Source organism: Stenotrophomonas sp. SI-NJAU-1 (assembly GCF_020883215.1).
Lineage (GTDB): Bacteria > Pseudomonadota > Gammaproteobacteria > Xanthomonadales > Xanthomonadaceae > Stenotrophomonas > Stenotrophomonas indicatrix.
On record NZ_CP086598.1, the window covers coordinates 1,630,489 to 1,647,899 of the forward strand.

Below are 17,411 nucleotides of genomic sequence, written 5' to 3' on the forward strand. Positions count from 1 at the left end.
TGCCGACGCGGTACCAGCAGTCCTCTCTCCTCCAAGGAACCGTGATGCGCAAGAAGCTCTATCTGTCGGTGGTACTGGCCTTGTCTCCCTGTCTGGGTGCGCATGCACAGGTGGCGTCGGCCAATGGGCTTGAGACCCGGGTCACCGCAGCGATCGCCGCGCAGCCGCTGAGCCAGGCGCTGGAGCAACTGTCACGCAGTTCGGGCGTGCAGTTCCTATATGCCGGCGCAGGCGCTGCACCCATGGCGGGTGCGGTACCGCGAGGAGCCACCGTCAAGCAGGCGCTGGACACGCTTCTGGCCGGCACCGGCCTGCGCTACACGGTGGTGGACGGCAACGTGATCGCCATCGACGCGGCACCGGTCCCGCGGGAAAGCCGGCCGGCCGCACCTGCATCGCGCCCACCGGAAGCGGTGGTGGCCCCGACCCTGGGCACGGTCAAGGTGATCGCCGCCCATGAGGTCATCGACCAGAAGAAGACCTCGCCGGTGATCAAGGATTCTGTGATCTACGACGAGATGGACAGCTATGGCGATGAGACGCTGGCCGAGAGCCTGATGGCCGCGCCCGGCCTGAGTGCGGTGGAAGATGCGGGCGAACCGCGTTACGTGACCGTGCGCGGCGTGCAGGCCAATCTCAACTACACGACCATCGACGGCATCGCGATCGCAAGCGTGGGCGGCAGTGGCTCCGGCGAGCGCATGAACAACCTGCAGCTGATTCCCAGCGACATCGGCACCCGCACCGACATCTACAAGAGCTTCAGCGCCGAGCAGGCACCGGATGCCATCGGTGGTGTGATCGACATCATCAGCCGCAGCGCCTTCGACCGCTCCGGCAAGTACGTGTTCGCCGACGTGGCCGGCATCCATTCCACGGCCGAGACCAATGTGGGGCGCAGCGCGGGTGGCGATCACAAGACCCTGGGCCACTTCGGCAAGAGCGCCAAGGCAGTGTTTTCCAACCAGTTCGGCGGCGACGATCAGTTCGGCATCGTCGCGGTCGCGCGCTACGAACAGCGCTCGCGCAACAGCGTCAAGCGCTGGGTGGAATCGAACTACTACTACAACGATGCCGGCAAGTACCTCACCGATGGAACCACCGGCCCCGACGAGGCGAAAGGCTGGAACGGCCTGCGCGCACCGGGCAACTTCAGCACCGGCACCTACACCAACTACATCACCAACTTCGGTGGCTCGGCCAAGCTGGAATGGAAGCCATCGGACGACCCGTTCTATGCCTCGCTGCTGTTGTACTCGTACCGGTTCTACGAGAACTCGACGATGAACAAGACCGATCTGTATGGCAACGCCAAGTTCCCGATACGCAACCAGAGCGAGGACGGCGGCACCAGCCAGATCAACAGCATCTACATCAAGAACCGCCACGACCGCTGGGACCGCAGCAACCGCGGCGCGATCGCCAGTTTCAACTGGGATATCGGTGATCTCTCGCGGCTGACCCTGCGTGCCGGCCACACCGAAGAGACCTTCCACAACAACCAGGTCTACTGGGGCGTGCGCGCCTACCCGAGCAACCTGTTCGTTGACTATGCCAACGACAGCCATGGCTTTCCGAACGCCGTGGGTGTTTCCGATTCCAGCCTGCTGACCAGTTCGGCGTTCAAGCTCAATCCGGCGCAGGCCTATATCTCGCCGCGCGACGCCAAGGAAAGCATCGACAACCTGCGCGCCGACTTCAGCTACAACATCGATGCCGATGCACGCGGTTTCGGTCTGGCTGCCGGTGCCGAGTATCGCCACCTGAAGATCTGGCAGGACATCGATTTCGATTACTACAAGACCAGCGCGACCTTGAATGACTATCTGTACCCGGGCTCGACCCTGCTTGGCAGCGTTCCCGGTTTCCCGTTGATCGACAACCGCAAGTGGCATGACGAGCTCTACCCGAAGCTGGGCAACAACGATGCGGCGTACCCGAATGCCGACTTCACCAGCGATTACAAGTACGTGGAAGACATTGCCAACGCCTACGTGTCGGCGCATTACGCCTGGGACCGGCTGCTGCTGATCGGCGGCCTGCGCTACGACCACACCACCTTCGATGCGTTCAGCCCGTTCAGTGAGGATGGTGGCACCACCTACACATCGGCATTCCGCAAGAGCAGTGGCGGCTACAACAACCTGCTGCCGTCGCTGAACGCCACCTTCAAGCTGAGCGAAGACCAGCGCCTGAGGTTCTCCGCCAGCCGCACGCTGGGCCGGCCGACGCCCAGCAACATCGCCCAGGCCACCAGCACCAGCTGCGGCGACGACGAGCTGGGCGGAGGCTTCTGCACCATCAAGCAGGGCAATGCCTCGCTGCAGCCGCGCCGCTCGACCAACCTCGATCTTGCCTGGGACCTGTACTTCAACGGCAACAACGGCCTGGTCTCGGTGGCGTTGTTCGACAAGGTCATCAAGGACGACATCTATACCCTGACCACGTTCGAGAACGTCGGCGACATCCGCTACCGGATCACCCAGCCGATGAACACCGATGAGTCGACGCTGCGCGGTGTCGAGTTCGCGGTAGCCAACCGCAACCTGCAGTGGGGCCGCCACCGCTTCGACATGTACCTCAATGCCACCCGCCTGGACGGGCAGACCAACTACCGCATCAGCGACGGCAGCGAGCGCCGCCTGGACCGCCTGCTGTACCAGCCGGACTGGTCGGTGAACGGCTCGGTGATCTGGCGCATGCCATGGAAGAGCTCGCAGCTGCGCGTATCCGGCACCTACCGCAGCCGGATGCTGGTCGACTTCGGCGATACCCAGTGGCTGGATTCGTACTACGACCCATACATGACCTTCAACCTGGCCTTCAGCCACAAGGTCAGCAAGCACGTGACGCTGAAGTACGAGGCCAAGAACCTGTTCAACACCCAGCCGACCTACAGCACCGGTCCGAACGGCCGCTTCCGCACCGAGATCGATGACTACGGCCGCTTCTTCTACTTCCACATCATCTACAACTGAGGGCGGGCGTCTTGGATACGATCAATCGCAGGCGTTTCCTTGCCCTGTCCGGACTTTCCGCATTGGGTGTGTGGGCCGGAACGGCCCGCGCGCTGGCCGCGCAGAAGGATGTGGCAGCGCTGAATCCGCGCAATCTGCTCGCATCGCCGCGCTTTGCCAGTACACCGTTCACTCTCGGCGTGGCGTCGGGTGATCCGTCGGCCGACGGCGTGGTGCTGTGGACGCGGCTGGCCACCGAGCCACTGGTGTTCGGTGGCGGCATGCCAACCCGGCCGATGGCGGTGGCATGGCAGCTGGCCGCCGACGAGAGCATGCGCACCGTGGTGCGGCAGGGCACCGCGCTGGCCCACCCCGAGCTTGGCCATGCGCTGCACGTGGAACTGGAAGGCCTGGCGCCTGGGCGGCCGTACTGGTACCGCTTCACCGTGGGAGGCCATGCCAGTGCGGTTGGCCGCACCCGCACCCTGCCTGCGCCGAACGCACAGGTCGACCGCGTGCGCTTCGCGGTGGCCGGTTGCCAGCACTACGAGGAGGGGCACTACAGTGCATGGCGACACATTGCCGAGGAGCCGCTCGACTTCGTGTTCCATTACGGCGACTACATCTACGAGGGCGAAAGCCAGCCAGGCGTGCGCAGGATGAACGGCCAGCCGTTCACCAACCTGCGCAACCATGTTGGCCCGCAGACCTACACGCTCGACGACTATCGCCGGCGCTACGCGCAGTACAGGACCGACACGGACCTGCAGGCCGCGCACGCCGCGTCGCCGTGGTTCGTCACGTTCGATGACCACGAAGTGGACAACAACTGGGCCGGCGCCGAGGACCAGGACGGCACGCCCAGTGAAGTGTTCCTGCTGCGCCGCGCACAGGCGTTCCAGGCGTACTACGAGAACATGCCGCTGCGTGCTTCGTCGTTCCCGCGCGACGGCCATATGCAGATGTACCGGCGCGCGCGCTATGGCACGCTGCTGGACCTGCACCTGCTCGATACCCGCCAGTACCGCAGCAAGCAGGTGGACATCGCGCAGCGCGGGCAAGTGGAATCTCCCGAACGCAGCATTGTTGGCGCAAAGCAGGAGCAATGGCTGTTCGACGGCCTGGCCGACGCCGCGCCGCGCTGGCACACCATCGCCCACCAGGTTTCGCTGGGCAACTACCTGCGCGAGAAGGACGGCGTGGTGCAGGCCTCCGACGACCAGTGGTCCGGTTATCTGTCCAGCCGCCGGCGCCTGCTCGATCACATCCAGAAGGTGGGCTTCGGCAACGTGGTAACCGCCTGTGGCGATGCGCACCGTCACTATGCCAGTGACCTGGTACAGGACAATGCCGATTCCGGGGTGATTTCCAGTGAGTTCCTGGCCACTTCGATCACGTCGGGCGCGGACGGGCAGGGCGTGGATGCCTACGCAGAGAACCAGCTGCGGCACAGTCCGCACCTGAAGGCGACGACGGACAAGCGCGGTTATGTGCTGTGCGACGTCACCCGTGATGCCTGGATCGGTGACATGAAGACGCTCGATACGGTCATGCAGCCGAACGGCGCGCTGCAGAGCTGGAAGCGCTATGCCGTGGAGCACGGCCGGCCGGGGTTGCAGGAGGCCTGAGCGGGATGTTCCACCCTGTGGAGCCGAGCACGCGCCCGGCTCCACAGCATCACTTTCAGCCGTGATCGAAGCGCAGCGGTTCGCTGCCCATGGCAGGGTCGCTGGTGCCAGGCCGGCCGTCTTCGGCACGTCCGGCGAGGCGTTGCTCGACGCCCTGCGAGCGCACGATCAGGTCGTACCAGCCTGCGGTTGGTGCGGGATCCCAGTCCAGTACGGTTTCCGCGCCGGCCACCAGCTGCAGTTCGCGGGTGGGCATGTGGCCGGCGTAGGCGCCGGCCTGCACCTGGACCTTCCGCGCCGAAGGCGATGGATTGCGCAGTGTCAGGCGCATCTGGCCGTCCGTGCGCTCCACGTGCGCGTGCAGCGGCGCGAGCGTGCCATCGCCGCGATAATGGCGATGGAATCCATTCGGTCCCAGCAGCCAGAGATCGTAACGACCCTGCGCATCCAGCGGCCAGCGATCCTGCAGCGGGGCACCTGGTACCACGGTGTAACGGCGCGGAACGGCGTCCAGGCGCAGGCGGTCGTAGACATGCAGCACGGCCGCGGCGCCATCGCTGGCCAGCTGCAGGGTGAGGCCAGCGCCATCCACCGATGTGGCCTGCACGTGCGGCCGATAGGGCAGTGCCCGTGCAGGACGTACGCCGGGCTCCTGGCGGGCCGGATGCAGGCCATCGGGCAGCGCGGGCACGGTACGGCCGGGCAGGGCGGCGGCGCGCGCGGCGACAGCGGTGACATCGGGCAGCGCCTTGGCGAAGGGGCGGGTGTCGCGCTGGGCGAAGTCGAAGGCGTTGCTCAGATCACCGCAGACCGCACGCCGCCACGGCGAGATGTCCGGCGCGGCGACGCCGAAGCGGCGCTCGATCAGACGCAGCACCGACGTGTGGTCGTACACCTGCGAGTCGACCCAGCCGCCGCGGCTCCACGGTGAAATCACATACAACGGTACGCGCGGGCCAAGCCCATAGGGGCGCCCACGCAGCTCGGCGGCATCGTATTTCTGGTCGCCGGGTGCCGGGTGGCGGTGGTATTCGCCCTCGGTGCTGACCGCCGACGCACCGGCCCAGCCGGCACCAAGCGGGGAGGGCGGTGCGGGTGGCGGCACATGGTCGAAGAAGCCATCGTTCTCATCGAACATCAGCAGCAGGGCGGTACGGCTCCACACCTCTGGATCGGCGGTCAGTGCATCCAGCAGGCGCGCAGTATAGGCGGCGCCCTGCGCGGGGCTGGACGGACCGGGGTGCTCGCTGCCGGCTGCGTCGGCAATGATGAAACTGACCTGCGGCAGGCGGCCGCTGATCGCGTCCTCGCGCAGCTGCGCCAGGCCACGGGTACTGACGCCGCGCGCGCGCAGCTCCGGGTCATGCCCCGGGTCGCCGCGGTACGCCTGGCGGAAGGTCTCGAACCCGGCAAGCGGGTTGTCGGTGAAGTTGTCGGCCATGTCCTGGTAGATCTGCCAGGACACCCCAGCCTGCTGCAGCCGCTCGACATAGCTGGCCCAGCGGTACGAGTCGGGATGGCCGCCCAGCTCGGGGAAATTGTCGTGCGAATTGGCGATCACCGGGCCGCCGGCCTGGCCCCGGGCGTCGTTGTGGCCGGTCCACAGGAACACGCGGTTCGGGTTGGTGCCGGCCTGCATCGCGCAGTGGTAGGCATCGCACAGCGTGAACGCATCGGCCAGGGCGAACTGGAACGGCATGTCGCTGCGCTGGAAGTAGCCCATCGAATGGTTCTGCTTGGCCTTGGGCCAGTGCGCCATGCGCCCGTGGTCCCACGCCTGCTGTGCATCAGGCCAGGTGTGGGGCGTGCCTTCCACCCGCATGTAGCCGAAGTGCGCAGCGGTATTTAACGGGAAGGGGGCGATGGCGCGTTGTCCGCTGGCGTCGGGCTGCAGCCACAGGCTGCGCGGGCGGTCGCCACCGGGCAGCGGCGATGCCGGGGCAACGAAACGGTCACCGAAGCCACGCACGCCCGGCAACGTGCCGAAGTAGTGGTCGAACGAGCGGTTCTCCTGCATGAACACCACGATGTGCTGCAGGTCCTGCAGGCTGCGCGTGCGCGAAGCAGGGGCGATCGCTGCTGCCCGGGCGATGCTGGGCAGCAGCGGCGAAAGGCCGGCGGCGACGCCGGCCTGCAACAGTCGGCGTCGGCCGGTATCAGTCACAGGGTCACACTCACAGGTCCACGCGGAAGGAGATGCCGACGGTGCGCGGGGCGCCGATGAAGGCGTTGTCGCGGCCGTCCACCCCTGCAAGATAACGCTTGTCGGTCAGGTTGCTCACCACCAGGTTGGCGCCCATGCCCTTCAGGCGCGGCGACAGGCCCTGCAGGTCGAAGCCGATGTTGGCGTTGAACACGGTGGCCGAGGGCAGCTTGTTGACGTTGGCCGCATCCAGGTAGCGTTCGCCCAGGTAGCGACCGGACAGGCCGAAGTTCCAGTTCTCACCCTGCCAGTCGGCCGACACCACGAGGATCTGCTCCGGCTGGCCGATCACCTTGGCGCCATCGACGATGCCCAGCTGCGTGTCGCGCGCGTCGTTGCCGCTGCCCAGGTACTTGGAACGGTTGTAGGTGTAGGCCGCATTGATGCGCCAGCCATTGTCCCAGCCGTAGCCGAAGGCCGCTTCCAGGCCGTTGCTCTCCACGCCGCCGAAGTTCTCGTAGACGCCATCGGTCTCGCCGAGGTAGTCGATGCCGCTGACCAGGCCGGCCGGCAGATACACGATGCGGTTGTCGAACTTGATGTTGTACAGGGTGACCGAGGCGGTCAGCGGCCAGCGGCTGATGCGCATGCCCAGTTCGATGTTGTCGGCGGTCTCCGGTTCGACGTTGCGGAAGCGCTGCGGATCGGTTTCACCCAGCACGCCGGACGGGATCGCGGCGAAGTTCTGCGAGTAGCCGGCGAACAGTTCCATGCCCTCCACGCCGGGGGCCCAGGTGAAGCCGGTGGACAGCAGCGGATCGGACTTCGAATCGGACTTCACATTCTCGGCGGCGCCGATCACGCGGCGGCGGGACTGGTCGACGAAGAACTGCTTTACGCCCAGGCGCGCGCTGAACGGGCCGAAGCGGGCCACGTCCTCGACGTAGTACATCTGCTCATCGACCTTGTACTTGTCCTCGAACTGCACCCAGTAGGGCTGGTGGTCGAAGGCGATGTCCTGGCCGACGTTGAGCAGGCGGTGCCAATCGCGGCGCACGGAACGGTCCAGCTTCTCCACCCACAGCCCGCCGCGTACGGTGTTGTCGATGGCGCCGAAGGTCTGCCGCCATTCGACGTCGGCGGTCACGCCCACGCGATCGTTGTCGTAGTGGGAGTGGCGGTAGGACTGCGCGCCCTGCACGTTGCCGGCGTAGCAGTTGGGGTCGTACTCGGCGCTGAAGCCGAGCCGTGGCGTGCAGCTGGCCAGGCGCTGGGCGGAACTGCCGTCGGGGTTCACGAAGTAGATCTGGCCGCGGTTGCTGCCACCGTAGACGGTCCTGCCGCCGAGGTACTCCGACTGCGGGCGACCGGCACCGTCGTCGTTGACGTCGGCCAGGTACGGTGGCAGCCAGTCACCGCGGCCCTGCATGCGGTGCCCGTAGGCGGCCATCGAGGCCTTGAAACCGTTGCCGCCATCGAAGGCGGCGCGCAGGTAGCCGAACGTGTTCTCGCGCAGTGCGCGCGAACCGGAGCGGTAGTTCTGGTCCAGGTACGGAATGCCGGTCAGGGTGCCGACCAGGCCGTCGCGGTCGGGGTTGGTGGCGAACCCCTTTGGCGAAACGCTGGTGTACTCCGGCTCGTCGGCATCGTTGTAGGACAGGTAGCCGGTCAGGGTCCAGCGGTCCAGCTCGGTGATGAACTTGCCGGCGATGTTGTCGTTGCTGGTGTGGCCGGTGCCGTCGATCCAGTCATGCACGCGCGCCGACGATGCGCTGATCCACGCGCGGGTGTGTCCTGCAAGCAGGCCGGTGTCGTAGCGCACGTAGTACTTGCGCGCTTCATTGTCACCGGCACCTACCACCATGCGCAGTCGCTGCTCCTGCAGTGGGTCGCTGGTGAGGAAATTCAGGGTGCCACCGAGTGCTTCGTTCGAGCGCGAGGAGATATCGGCCGTGCCCTGGCTCACTTCCACCGTTTCCAGGTCGAGCGTGTCGATGTAGCGGTTGGCCAGCGAGCCGCCGCCATAACCGGAACCACCATTGGGCAGGCCATCGATGGTGGTGCCGATCTGCTGGGTGTCGCGGTTGGTGACAAAGCCGCGCATGCTGATCTGCGTGCCCCACACCGACGAACCGGTGGCATCGGCTTCGCTGACGACCACGCCGGGCACTTCGTTGAGCGCGCCATTGACGCTGCTCAACACGGTCTGCCGGTTCAACGTTTCCTGGCGCACCGAGGTCTTGGCATAACTGGTGGCCTGGCCGATCACCTGTACCTGGTCCAGGGTCCGCGCGTCGGCGCTTCGCGTATCGGCCACATCGCCCTGCGGTGCTTCAGCCAGGGCATCCAGTGCGGGAGCAATCAGCAGGGCAAGCAGCGAGATACGGGGAAAGCGCGCAATCGTTCGCATCGAAACCGGACCTTCAAGGGAGGAAAGTCCGGGAGTGTCGGCAGCGCCGATGACATGGCGGTGACGCGCAGATGCAGGGAGTGTGTTGTGTGACGGCCGGCAAGGCCGGGGCATTGCTCAGTAGCGCGCGTCCTTCGGTTTCGGATCGCGCGGCCAGTCCTTGGCTTTGCCGGCGAAGTCCGGGCGCGGCTGGTTGATGAAGTAGCTGGCGATATCCACCGCGTCCTGGTCGGGCATCACCTGCTGGCCCAGTGGCGGTTCACGGGTCATTGCAGGCGGCATGTTGTGCTTGACGAAGCCGGCGGCCTTGTACAGCCGCGCCATGCCGGCACCGATGTTGAAGCTGCGCTCGCCCCACAGCGGCGGGAACGCGATATCGCCGCTGGCGTCGCGCCGGCCTTCGCCGTTGTCGCCGTGGCAGGCGGCGCACTGCGCGGCATACAGCGCCTGTCCACGTATCGGGTCCGGTGTCAGCGTGCTGTCGATCGGCCCTTCGCTGGGCGCGGCCACGCGCGCACCCTCTGGTACCGGGCGGCTCAGCCACGCCATGTATTCCAGCATCGCACGCATCTCCGGCGCGTCCTTGGCCAGCGGTTTGCCGTTCATCGAACGCTGCAGGCAACCGTTGATGCGCTCGGCCAGGCCGATTTCCCTGCCCGGCCGCGGCATGTAGCGCGGGTAGCTGCCGCCTCCGGTGTTCAGGTAGTGGTTGCCGAACGGTCGCTTGCCCTCGGCCATGTGGCACGAATTGCAGTTCAGATCATTGCCGACGTTGTCCGGCAGAAGGCGTGCGGTCTCGTTGAGCAGGCGACGGCCGAACATCACCGCGTCGGCGTTGCCGAGGCTGGCGATCTCCTCGGCACTGGGCACGTGGTACTGGCCCACCACCTGGCCGTGGCTGTCGAGGATGTCCAGGGTCCTCGCGACTTCCGCGTCCAGGTCCGGGTACAGGTGCTGGTACAGCAGCGTGCCAGCACCGGCCAGCAGCACCGCAACGACCGCGCTGGCGATCAACGCTGTCGAACGCTTCTTCGAACGCCTCATTGCGCCGTCTCCTGCGGGACCACATGCGCCGGCTTGTCACGCACCACCCGGCGCATGCGCGCTACGTCCAGTTCAGTGACCGCGCTGGCCTGGTTGCCCCAGCTGTTGCGGATGAAGGTGAGGATGTCGGCGAGCTGCGCATTGGGCAGCTGCTCGAAGCCCGGCATGGTGAATGCCATGCGGTCGTGCGCGGTATGTGGCGTGCGCCCGCCGGTCAGGGTTACCTGCACCAGCGAGCTGGGATCATCGGCGAACACGATGGAGTTGCCGGCCAGGGCAGGGTAGACCCGTGGCATGCCGCGACCATCTGCGCGATGGCAGGCCTGGCAGTGTTCGGCGTAGGCCAGCGAACCGGCCACCCGGTAGTCGCCGCCGCGCAGTGCGGCGGTCGTGGTGTCGGTGCCCGGCGTCCACTGCGCGCTGCGCCCTTCGCGGGCCGGCAGCTGCTTCAGGTACCGCGCCATCGCCAGCAGATCGGCGTCGGACAAGTACTGCGTGCTGTGCTCGACCACATCGGCCATGCCGCCGAAAGCCGCGGAGCGATCGGTGCGGCCGGTGCGCAGGAACTCGACGATTTCGGCTTCGCTCCAGCTGGCCAGGCCGGTCTGTTCATTGCGCAGGTTCTTCGCGTACCAGCCTTCCAGCACCGAGCCGGACAGGAACTGGCGGCTGCCATCGTCGGCCATCGCCTTTTCCTGGAAGGCCAGCCCGCGCGGGGTATGGCACGCGCCGCAATGGGCCAGGCCTTCAACCAGTTCGGCGCCGCGCTGCTGGCCGGCATCCAGGGTGGGATCAGGGCTGAAGCTGCGCGGGCGTGCGAACAACAGCTGCCACCAGGCAAGCGGCCAGCGCATGTTTGCCGGCCACGGAATCGTGCTGTCGGCGTTGTCCTGCCGGACCGGCTGCACCGCACCCATGAAGTAGGCATACAGCGCCTTGATCTCGGCATCGCTGGCGATCACGTACGAGGCGTAGGGCATGGCCGGATACAGCGGCTGGCCGTCATGGCGGATGCCACGCCGCACCGCGCGCTCGAAATCGGCGTAGTCGTATGCGCCGATGCCGGTCTCCGTGTCCGGTGTGATGTTGGTCGAGTACAGCGTGCCCATCGGGGTCTGCATGCCAAGGCCGCCGGCGAACGGCCTGCCGCCCGGTGCGGTATGGCAGGCGGCGCAGTCGGCAGCACGCGACAGGTACCGGCCCTGTTCGATCAGGGCCGGGTCGTGGATGTCGACCTCGGCCTGTTGCGGTGGGGCGAACCAATACGGTGTACTGCGGGCGATGCCGTAAGCGGCGGCCAAGGTGGCGGCCAGGGCAATGGCGAGCTTGAACGGGGTGCGCATGCCGGCACTGTGGCCATTCATGCGATGGCGTTCATTGATCCGGATCAATGCTTTGGCCGGTCGCGACATTGTGACAAGCTGAATCGATCCTGCGCTGTCATCAACCCGTCATCCAGCTGCGATAGATGGCGCCGGGCGTGGCCGCTAACCTGCCACGCTGTCGCACTTTTCCCCTGACTGCCCATGAAGCGCCTGCTGCTGCTTTTGCTGGCGTGCGCCGGCCTGTGGCTGGCTGCATGCTCTTCCTCGATGACGGCCTCGTCCACCTCGCTCAGCGACCGCCTGATCGCGCCCGGTGGCGTCTCGACCCTGCTTGATCAACCGCGCATCGCCGCAGCTGTGGCCGCGCTGCCGAACCGGCATGGCTTCGCCCCGGGCCGTGATGGCGTGCCGATCTTCTGGCGTGCTTTCGATCCGGGCGACTACGGTGCGCGCTACCACTACCTGCCGCAGCAGCACCAGAACGGCCTGCCGCTGGATACCGGGTTGAGCCTGTCCGTACCGCAGCCGTTCCGCGCGCAGGCACCGCGCGGCACCGTGGTGCTGCTGCACGGCTGGATGATGAACGGTGATTCGATGCTGCCATGGTCGCTGCAGCTGGCCGAGTCGGGCTACCGCGTGATCACCCTGGACCTGCGCAACCATGGCCAGTCCGGCGCCGGTCCCTCCGGCTACGGCACCTATGAGTCGGACGATGTCGTGGATGTCATCGCCGAACTGCGCGCGCGCGGCGAAGTGACCGGCCCGCTGTACCTGTTCGGTGTTTCCTACGGCGCTGCCACCGCATTGTTCACCGCCGACAAGCTGGGCGACCAGGTCGCCGGCGTGGTGGCGATGGAATCGTTCGCCAATGCCGGGGTTGCGATCCGCACCATGATTCCGCATCTGATGGCCCTGCAGCCGGAAGGGTTGAAGGCACAGGCCATCGCTTCGTATGCACGCTGGCGCTACGGCAGCCAGGACATCAACCAGGTGGTGGCCGCCGCCAGCCGCCGCATCGACGTGGATCTGGACAAGGTGGATGTTGCCCGCGCGCTGGCCGATACCCGCGCCTGCGTGCTGCTGCTGCACGGGCAGGGCGACCAGCACATTCCGGTCAGCCAAGGGCGTGCGCTGGCGCAGGCCAATCCGCGTGCGCACTACATCGAGATGCGCGGCGAAGATCACATCACCCTGCCGCTGCGGCTGGACCTGCTGGCCGGGGTGGTCGATGACTGGATGGCGCGCGACGAGCACCATCCGAAAGCCGCGTGTCCGGCACCGCAGTTGCCGGCCCAGGCCGAATGGCTGGTGCATGGCGTCGACACACCCGCAAAAACCCCAGCACGCGGCTGAGCTTCAGGGCAGGCGGCGGGCCAGCGAACGTGCAGATGCCGCTACACCCAGCAGCATCGCTGACACGCACAGGAAGGCAAAGCCCAGGCTGGTGGCATGGGCGAGCGCGCCGATCGCGGCGGGGCCTGCAAGAATGCCGGCATAGCCCAGGGTGGTGACTGCGGTGATCGCAATGCTCTCCGGCATCGCGCGCTGCTGGCCGGCCATCGAGAACAGGGCGGGCACGATGTTGGCGCAGCCCAGGCCCACCAGCACGTAGCCGACCAGCGCCATGGCGAAGGAGGGCACCAGCGTGGCCAGCGCGAAACCGGCCGCAGCGGTGATGCCGCCAATGACGATGGTACGGGTTCGGCCGAGGCGCTCGACGATGCCATCGCCGAACAGGCGCATCGCCGTCATCGCCAGCGTAAACACGGCAAACCCGGCACCGGCCTGGTCGCGCGGCACGTGGCGTATTTCGGCCAGGAACACCGCGCTCCAGTCCAGCATCGACCCCTCGGCCAGGAACACCACGAAGGCGAGCACGCTGATGAACAGCACCACGCCGTGCGGCAGGGCCAGCATTGGGCCGTCATGCAGAATGCGCTGCGGGCGCCAGTGCGGTGCCGACAACAGGGCCACCAGCAGCATCGCCGCCACGGCAACCAATGACGCCAGCCACAGGGGCGTGCCGAGAACCAGCAGCCCGGTCATGCAGCCGGCGCCGATGAAGCCGCCGATGCTGTAGAACGCGTGGAAGCCGGACATCATCGGCCGCCCTGCATCGCGCTCGACGGCCACCGCCTGCATGTTCATCGTGCAGTCCATCGCCCCCACACCCGCGCCGAACACGAACAGCGTTGCTCCCAGTGCCAGCGGCGTGGGGGCGAGCGTCAGCAGTGGCAGGGCGAGCAGGATCAGGGCCGTGGTCGCGATCATCAAGCGGCGCGAGCCCAGGCGCGCGGTCAACGCACCGGCCAGCGGCATCGCCAGCAGCGAGCCGAGGCCAAGGCAAAGCAGCAGCCCGCCCAGGCTGGCGTCGGACAACCCGGCCTTGGCTTTGGCGAAGGGCACCATCGGCGCCCAGGCAGCGGTGGCAAAGCCGGGGATGAAGAACGCAGCGCGGGTCGCGTGCTGCTGGGCGCGGGGAGAAGAGGGCGTCATGCGCGAGGAAGGCTCCAGAAGATCCTCTTCATGAAAACGTTTTCAGAAGCCATCGGCAAGTGCCATGGATGACATCGGGCGACGCATACGAATGCAGTGGTCCGGATGCGTCACCGTTGATCAATGCCATCGATCACACCGACCGCGTGGTTGCACTGATCCGGGAAGCGGTGGCTGCCGTCAGCGGCTGGCCATCGCGCGGAGAGGTGCCGATCGGGTCGCAACCGACGACAGCCCGGGGCCGGCAGAGTAAACTCCTGCGCCTGCGGCCCTTGGCCGCCATTCCCCGTCCCCTCCAGCCGCCGCCAGAGGATCCCACCCCATCGTGGAGGTCCCGTCGTGTCGTCTGTGCCTGTTCGTTTTTCCCCGCTGTCCCTGCGTCGCCGCCCATTGGCGAGGGCCCTTGCCAATGGTCTTCTGCTGACCACAGTGGCCACTGCCGGTGCCGCCTCGGCGCAATCGGCGCCGGTTGAAGAAGAGGGCAGGACAGCCTCGCAGACCCTGCAGACCGTGCAGGTCACCGCCAACCAGCTGGGCACCATCACCGAGGGCAGCGGCGCCTACACGCCGGGTACCATCGCCACCGCCACCCGCTTGGTGCTGACTCCGCGGCAGACCCCGCAGACCATCAGTGTGATCACCCGCGCGCAGATGGACGACTTCGGTCTGGATGGCATCGATGACGTGATGCGGGTGACCCCGGGCATCAGCATCGTCACCTACGACAGTGAGCGCACCGAGTACTACGCACGGGGTTTTGCCGTGCAGAACTTCCAGTACGACGGCATTCCGATGTCGCGCGACTCGGCCTACTCGGCCGGCAATACCCTCAGCGATACCGCGATCTACGACCGCATCGAAGTGCTCAAGGGCGCCACCGGCCTGCTGACCGGCATGGGCGACCCCGGCGCGACCATCAACCTGGTGCGCAAGAAGCCGGGCAGGGAATTTGCTGGCAGTGCGACGCTGGGCGTCGGCCGCTGGGACGACTACCGTGCCGAAGTCGATGTCGGCGGCCCGCTGACTGCCGATGGCCGCGTGCGCGGGCGTGCGGTAGGTGCCTGGCAGGACAAGCATTCCACTCTGGATTTCTACCAGCGCACCAGCAAGGTCGGCTATGCCGTGCTGGAAGCCGATCTGGGCGAACGCACGCTGCTGACAGTCGGTGGCGACGTGCTGGAGAGCGATCCCAAGGGCTCGACCTGGGGCGGTATTCCGCTGCTGGACAGCCAGGGCAATTTCAACGACATGCCGCGCTCGTTCAACAACGGCACCCACTGGAGCGGTTGGCGCCAATACGTGCGCACCGGTTTTGCCACGCTGGAACATACCTTCGACAACGACTGGGTAGCCAAGCTGCAGCTCAACCATCAGGTCAACGGCTACGATGCGGCACTGGCCGGTGCGGCCGGTGGCAATCCCGATCCGGTCACCGGCGAAGGCGTCTCGTTGTGGCTGGGCAAGTATGTCGGCAAGACGGTCAGCAACGCGGCCGACTTCTATCTGAGCGGCAATTTCGGCCTGTTCGGTCGCCAGCATGAACTGGTGGTCGGCGGCAGTGCCTCGCGCAAGCGCTGGACCAACACCGGCTATTCGCCGCAGCCCGGGTACCCGACCGCCGTTGCCGACTACAACAGCTGGAAGGGTGACATCCCGGAGCCGGAATGGCAGCGCGGTTATGGCAACAATGAGGTGACCCGCGAGAACGGCCTGTACGTGGTCGGTCGCTTCGACGTGGCCGACCCGTTGAAGGTGATCGTCGGCAGCCGCCTGGCCAGCTACCGTTCGCCGCAGACGCGCGAGACCGGCGTGTTCGTGCCGTATGCCGGCGTGGTCTACGACCTTGGCCAGCACTATTCGGTGTACGCCAGCTACAGCACCATCTTCAAGCCGCACAGCGAACGCGACGAACAGGGCAAGGCACTGGATCCGCTGGAAGGCCGCAGCTATGAAATGGGCCTGAAGGCGGAGTTCCTCGACGGCCGCTTCAATGCCAGCGCGGCACTGTTCCAGCTCGACCAGGACAATTTCGCCCAGCCTACAGGCGGCAAAACGCCCAACGGAGAAGACGCCTATCGCGCACTGATGGGCGTACGCACCAAGGGCTACGAACTGGAGATGTCCGGGCAGTTGGCCGAGGGCTGGCAGGTGCAGGGTGGCTTTGCGCACAAGATCGCCCGCCAGGCCGGCAGCAAGGTGACCACGCTGGAGCCGGAAAACCAGTTCAGCCTGCACACCAGCTACCGCCTGCGCGGCGACTGGCAGGGCCTGACTGTCGGTGGCGGTGCGCGCTGGCAGGACTCCACGTTCGGCGACATCACCAACCCGGCCAGTGGCACGTCGGTGGTTTATCGCACCGAGCCATACTGGCTGCTGGATGCCATGGCCCGGTACCAGTTCAACGATCGCCTGTCGGCCACGGTCAACGTCAACAACCTGCTGGACAAGCGCTATTACACGATCTTCAGCTGGTACAGCACCTACACCTGGGGCGAGCCGCGCAACGTGCGGCTGGCAGTGACGTACAGGTTCTGATCGCGTTGCAACAGGACATGCCCGCGATGCCGGATGGCATCGCGGGCATGCTGGTTACAGCTTCAGGTCGAACACCAGCACTTCGGCGTCGTTGCCGTTTTCCAGGGTCAGCTGTGCCTCGTCGCTGACCTGCAGTGCATCACCCGCTTCCAGGGTGATGCCGTTGACCTGCAGCTGGCCACGCGCCACCTGCACATACGCGCCGCGGCCGGCAGCCAAGGCGTGGTGCAGCTTCTGCTCGCCATCGAGGATGGTGGCGAAGATGCGCGCATCCTGATGGATGTGCAGCGAACCATCGGCGCCATCCGGCGAGGCGATCAGGCGCAGCTGGCCACGCTTGCTCTCCGGCGTGAAGTGGGTCTCCTCATACGACGGCGCGATGTTCTCGGCCTCCGGGAAGATCCAGATCTGCAGGAAATGCACCGGATCGCTGGCCGAATGATTGAACTCGCTGTGGCTGACGCCGCTGCCTGCGCTCATGCGCTGCACGTCGCCGTAGCGCAGCACCGAACCGGTGCCCATCGAGTCCTTGTGTTCCAGCGCGCCGCCCAGCACGTAGGAGACGATCTCCATGTTGCTGTGGCTGTGGGTGCCGAAACCCTGGCCGCCGATCACCTTGTCTTCGTTGATGACCCGCAGCGGGCCGAAGCTCACATAGCGGGGGTCGTAGTAGCTGGCGAACGAGAAGGTATGGCGCGAGGACAGCCAGCCATGCTCGGCCAGGCCACGGGTAGCGCTCTTGCGGATCTGCAGCATGATGGAATCTCCTTGTTCGATGGTTTCGATGGGGCGGGGTGGGCGGGTAGCCGCTGTGTTTCCCCGTTGAAGAGAAGTATCCGCTTGCACCTTGGGTTTGAAAAACGGATAGTTTTG

10 protein-coding genes are annotated in these 17,411 nt (G+C 66.2%); 4 read left to right on the plus strand and 6 right to left on the minus strand.

From position 1 onward, the window contains the following. Window positions 1-44: 44 nt before the first annotated feature. A complete protein-coding gene (locus LMF57_RS07600) occupies window positions 45-2,978 on the plus strand; it encodes a TonB-dependent receptor (protein ID WP_208082819.1) in 2,934 nt (977 codons plus the stop codon). An 11-nt stretch (window positions 2,979-2,989) separates the two neighbouring features. Beyond that, entirely contained in the window at window positions 2,990-4,585 is a 1,596-nt protein-coding gene (locus LMF57_RS07605; RefSeq protein ID WP_208082818.1) for an alkaline phosphatase D family protein, read from the plus strand. Between the two features lie 55 nt (window positions 4,586-4,640). Here LMF57_RS07605 and LMF57_RS07610 read toward each other — a convergent pair whose 3' ends face one another. The 4 genes from LMF57_RS07610 to LMF57_RS07625 form a co-directional block, all read right to left on the minus strand. Continuing rightward, complete coding sequence (locus LMF57_RS07610; protein ID WP_208082817.1) at window positions 4,641-6,749, minus strand: phospholipase C, phosphocholine-specific; 2,109 nt, start codon at window positions 6,747-6,749, stop codon at window positions 4,641-4,643. 10 nt (window positions 6,750-6,759) lie between these two features. Beyond that, window positions 6,760-9,138, minus strand: coding sequence for a TonB-dependent receptor (locus LMF57_RS07615; RefSeq protein WP_088101371.1), 2,379 nt, complete (start codon window positions 9,136-9,138; stop codon window positions 6,760-6,762). A gap of 117 nt (window positions 9,139-9,255) precedes the next feature. Then, window positions 9,256-10,182, minus strand: coding sequence for a c-type cytochrome (locus LMF57_RS07620; RefSeq protein ID WP_208082816.1), 927 nt, complete (start codon window positions 10,180-10,182; stop codon window positions 9,256-9,258). After that, a complete protein-coding gene (locus tag LMF57_RS07625) occupies window positions 10,179-11,525 on the minus strand; it encodes a cytochrome c (protein WP_032976535.1) in 1,347 nt (448 codons plus the stop codon). The genes LMF57_RS07620 and LMF57_RS07625 overlap by 4 nt, the downstream gene beginning before the upstream one ends. 183 nt (window positions 11,526-11,708) lie before the next feature. Between LMF57_RS07625 and LMF57_RS07630 the strand changes: the two genes are divergently transcribed. Next, window positions 11,709-12,860 carry an alpha/beta fold hydrolase gene (locus tag LMF57_RS07630; RefSeq protein ID WP_032976526.1) on the plus strand — a complete coding sequence of 384 codons (1,152 nt, stop codon included), beginning with the start codon at window positions 11,709-11,711 and terminating at the stop codon, window positions 12,858-12,860. 3 nt (window positions 12,861-12,863) lie between these two features. Here the strand turns inward: LMF57_RS07630 and LMF57_RS07635 are convergent, their stop codons facing one another. Beyond that, window positions 12,864-14,003, minus strand: coding sequence for an MFS transporter (locus LMF57_RS07635; RefSeq protein WP_208082815.1), 1,140 nt, complete (start codon window positions 14,001-14,003; stop codon window positions 12,864-12,866). 339 nt (window positions 14,004-14,342) lie between these two features. Here LMF57_RS07635 and LMF57_RS07640 point away from each other — a divergent pair, with 339 nt between their 5' ends. After that, complete coding sequence (locus LMF57_RS07640) at window positions 14,343-16,538, plus strand: TonB-dependent siderophore receptor (protein ID WP_229291164.1); 2,196 nt, start codon at window positions 14,343-14,345, stop codon at window positions 16,536-16,538. Window positions 16,539-16,592: 54 nt separating this feature from the next. Here the strand turns inward: LMF57_RS07640 and LMF57_RS07645 are convergent, their stop codons facing one another. Beyond that, the gene (locus LMF57_RS07645; RefSeq protein ID WP_025878940.1) at window positions 16,593-17,294 is read right to left on the minus strand and encodes a pirin family protein; all 702 of its coding nucleotides are present in this window, start codon (window positions 17,292-17,294) and stop codon (window positions 16,593-16,595) included. Between the last annotated feature and the right edge of the window lie 117 nt (window positions 17,295-17,411).

Coding starts and splice junctions, on each gene's coding strand:
- LMF57_RS07635 (WP_208082815.1), bottom strand. CDS start 14,003: ATGACGCCCTCTTCTCCCCGCGCCCAGCAGCACGCGACCCGCGCTGCG.
- LMF57_RS07645 (WP_025878940.1), bottom strand. CDS start 17,294: ATGCTGCAGATCCGCAAGAGCGCTACCCGTGGCCTGGCCGAGCATGGC.
- LMF57_RS07615 (WP_088101371.1), bottom strand. CDS start 9,138: ATGCGAACGATTGCGCGCTTTCCCCGTATCTCGCTGCTTGCCCTGCTG.
- LMF57_RS07600 (WP_208082819.1), top strand. CDS start 45: ATGCGCAAGAAGCTCTATCTGTCGGTGGTACTGGCCTTGTCTCCCTGT.
- LMF57_RS07620 (WP_208082816.1), bottom strand. CDS start 10,182: ATGAGGCGTTCGAAGAAGCGTTCGACAGCGTTGATCGCCAGCGCGGTC.
- LMF57_RS07625 (WP_032976535.1), bottom strand. CDS start 11,525: ATGCGCACCCCGTTCAAGCTCGCCATTGCCCTGGCCGCCACCTTGGCC.
- LMF57_RS07630 (WP_032976526.1), top strand. CDS start 11,709: ATGAAGCGCCTGCTGCTGCTTTTGCTGGCGTGCGCCGGCCTGTGGCTG.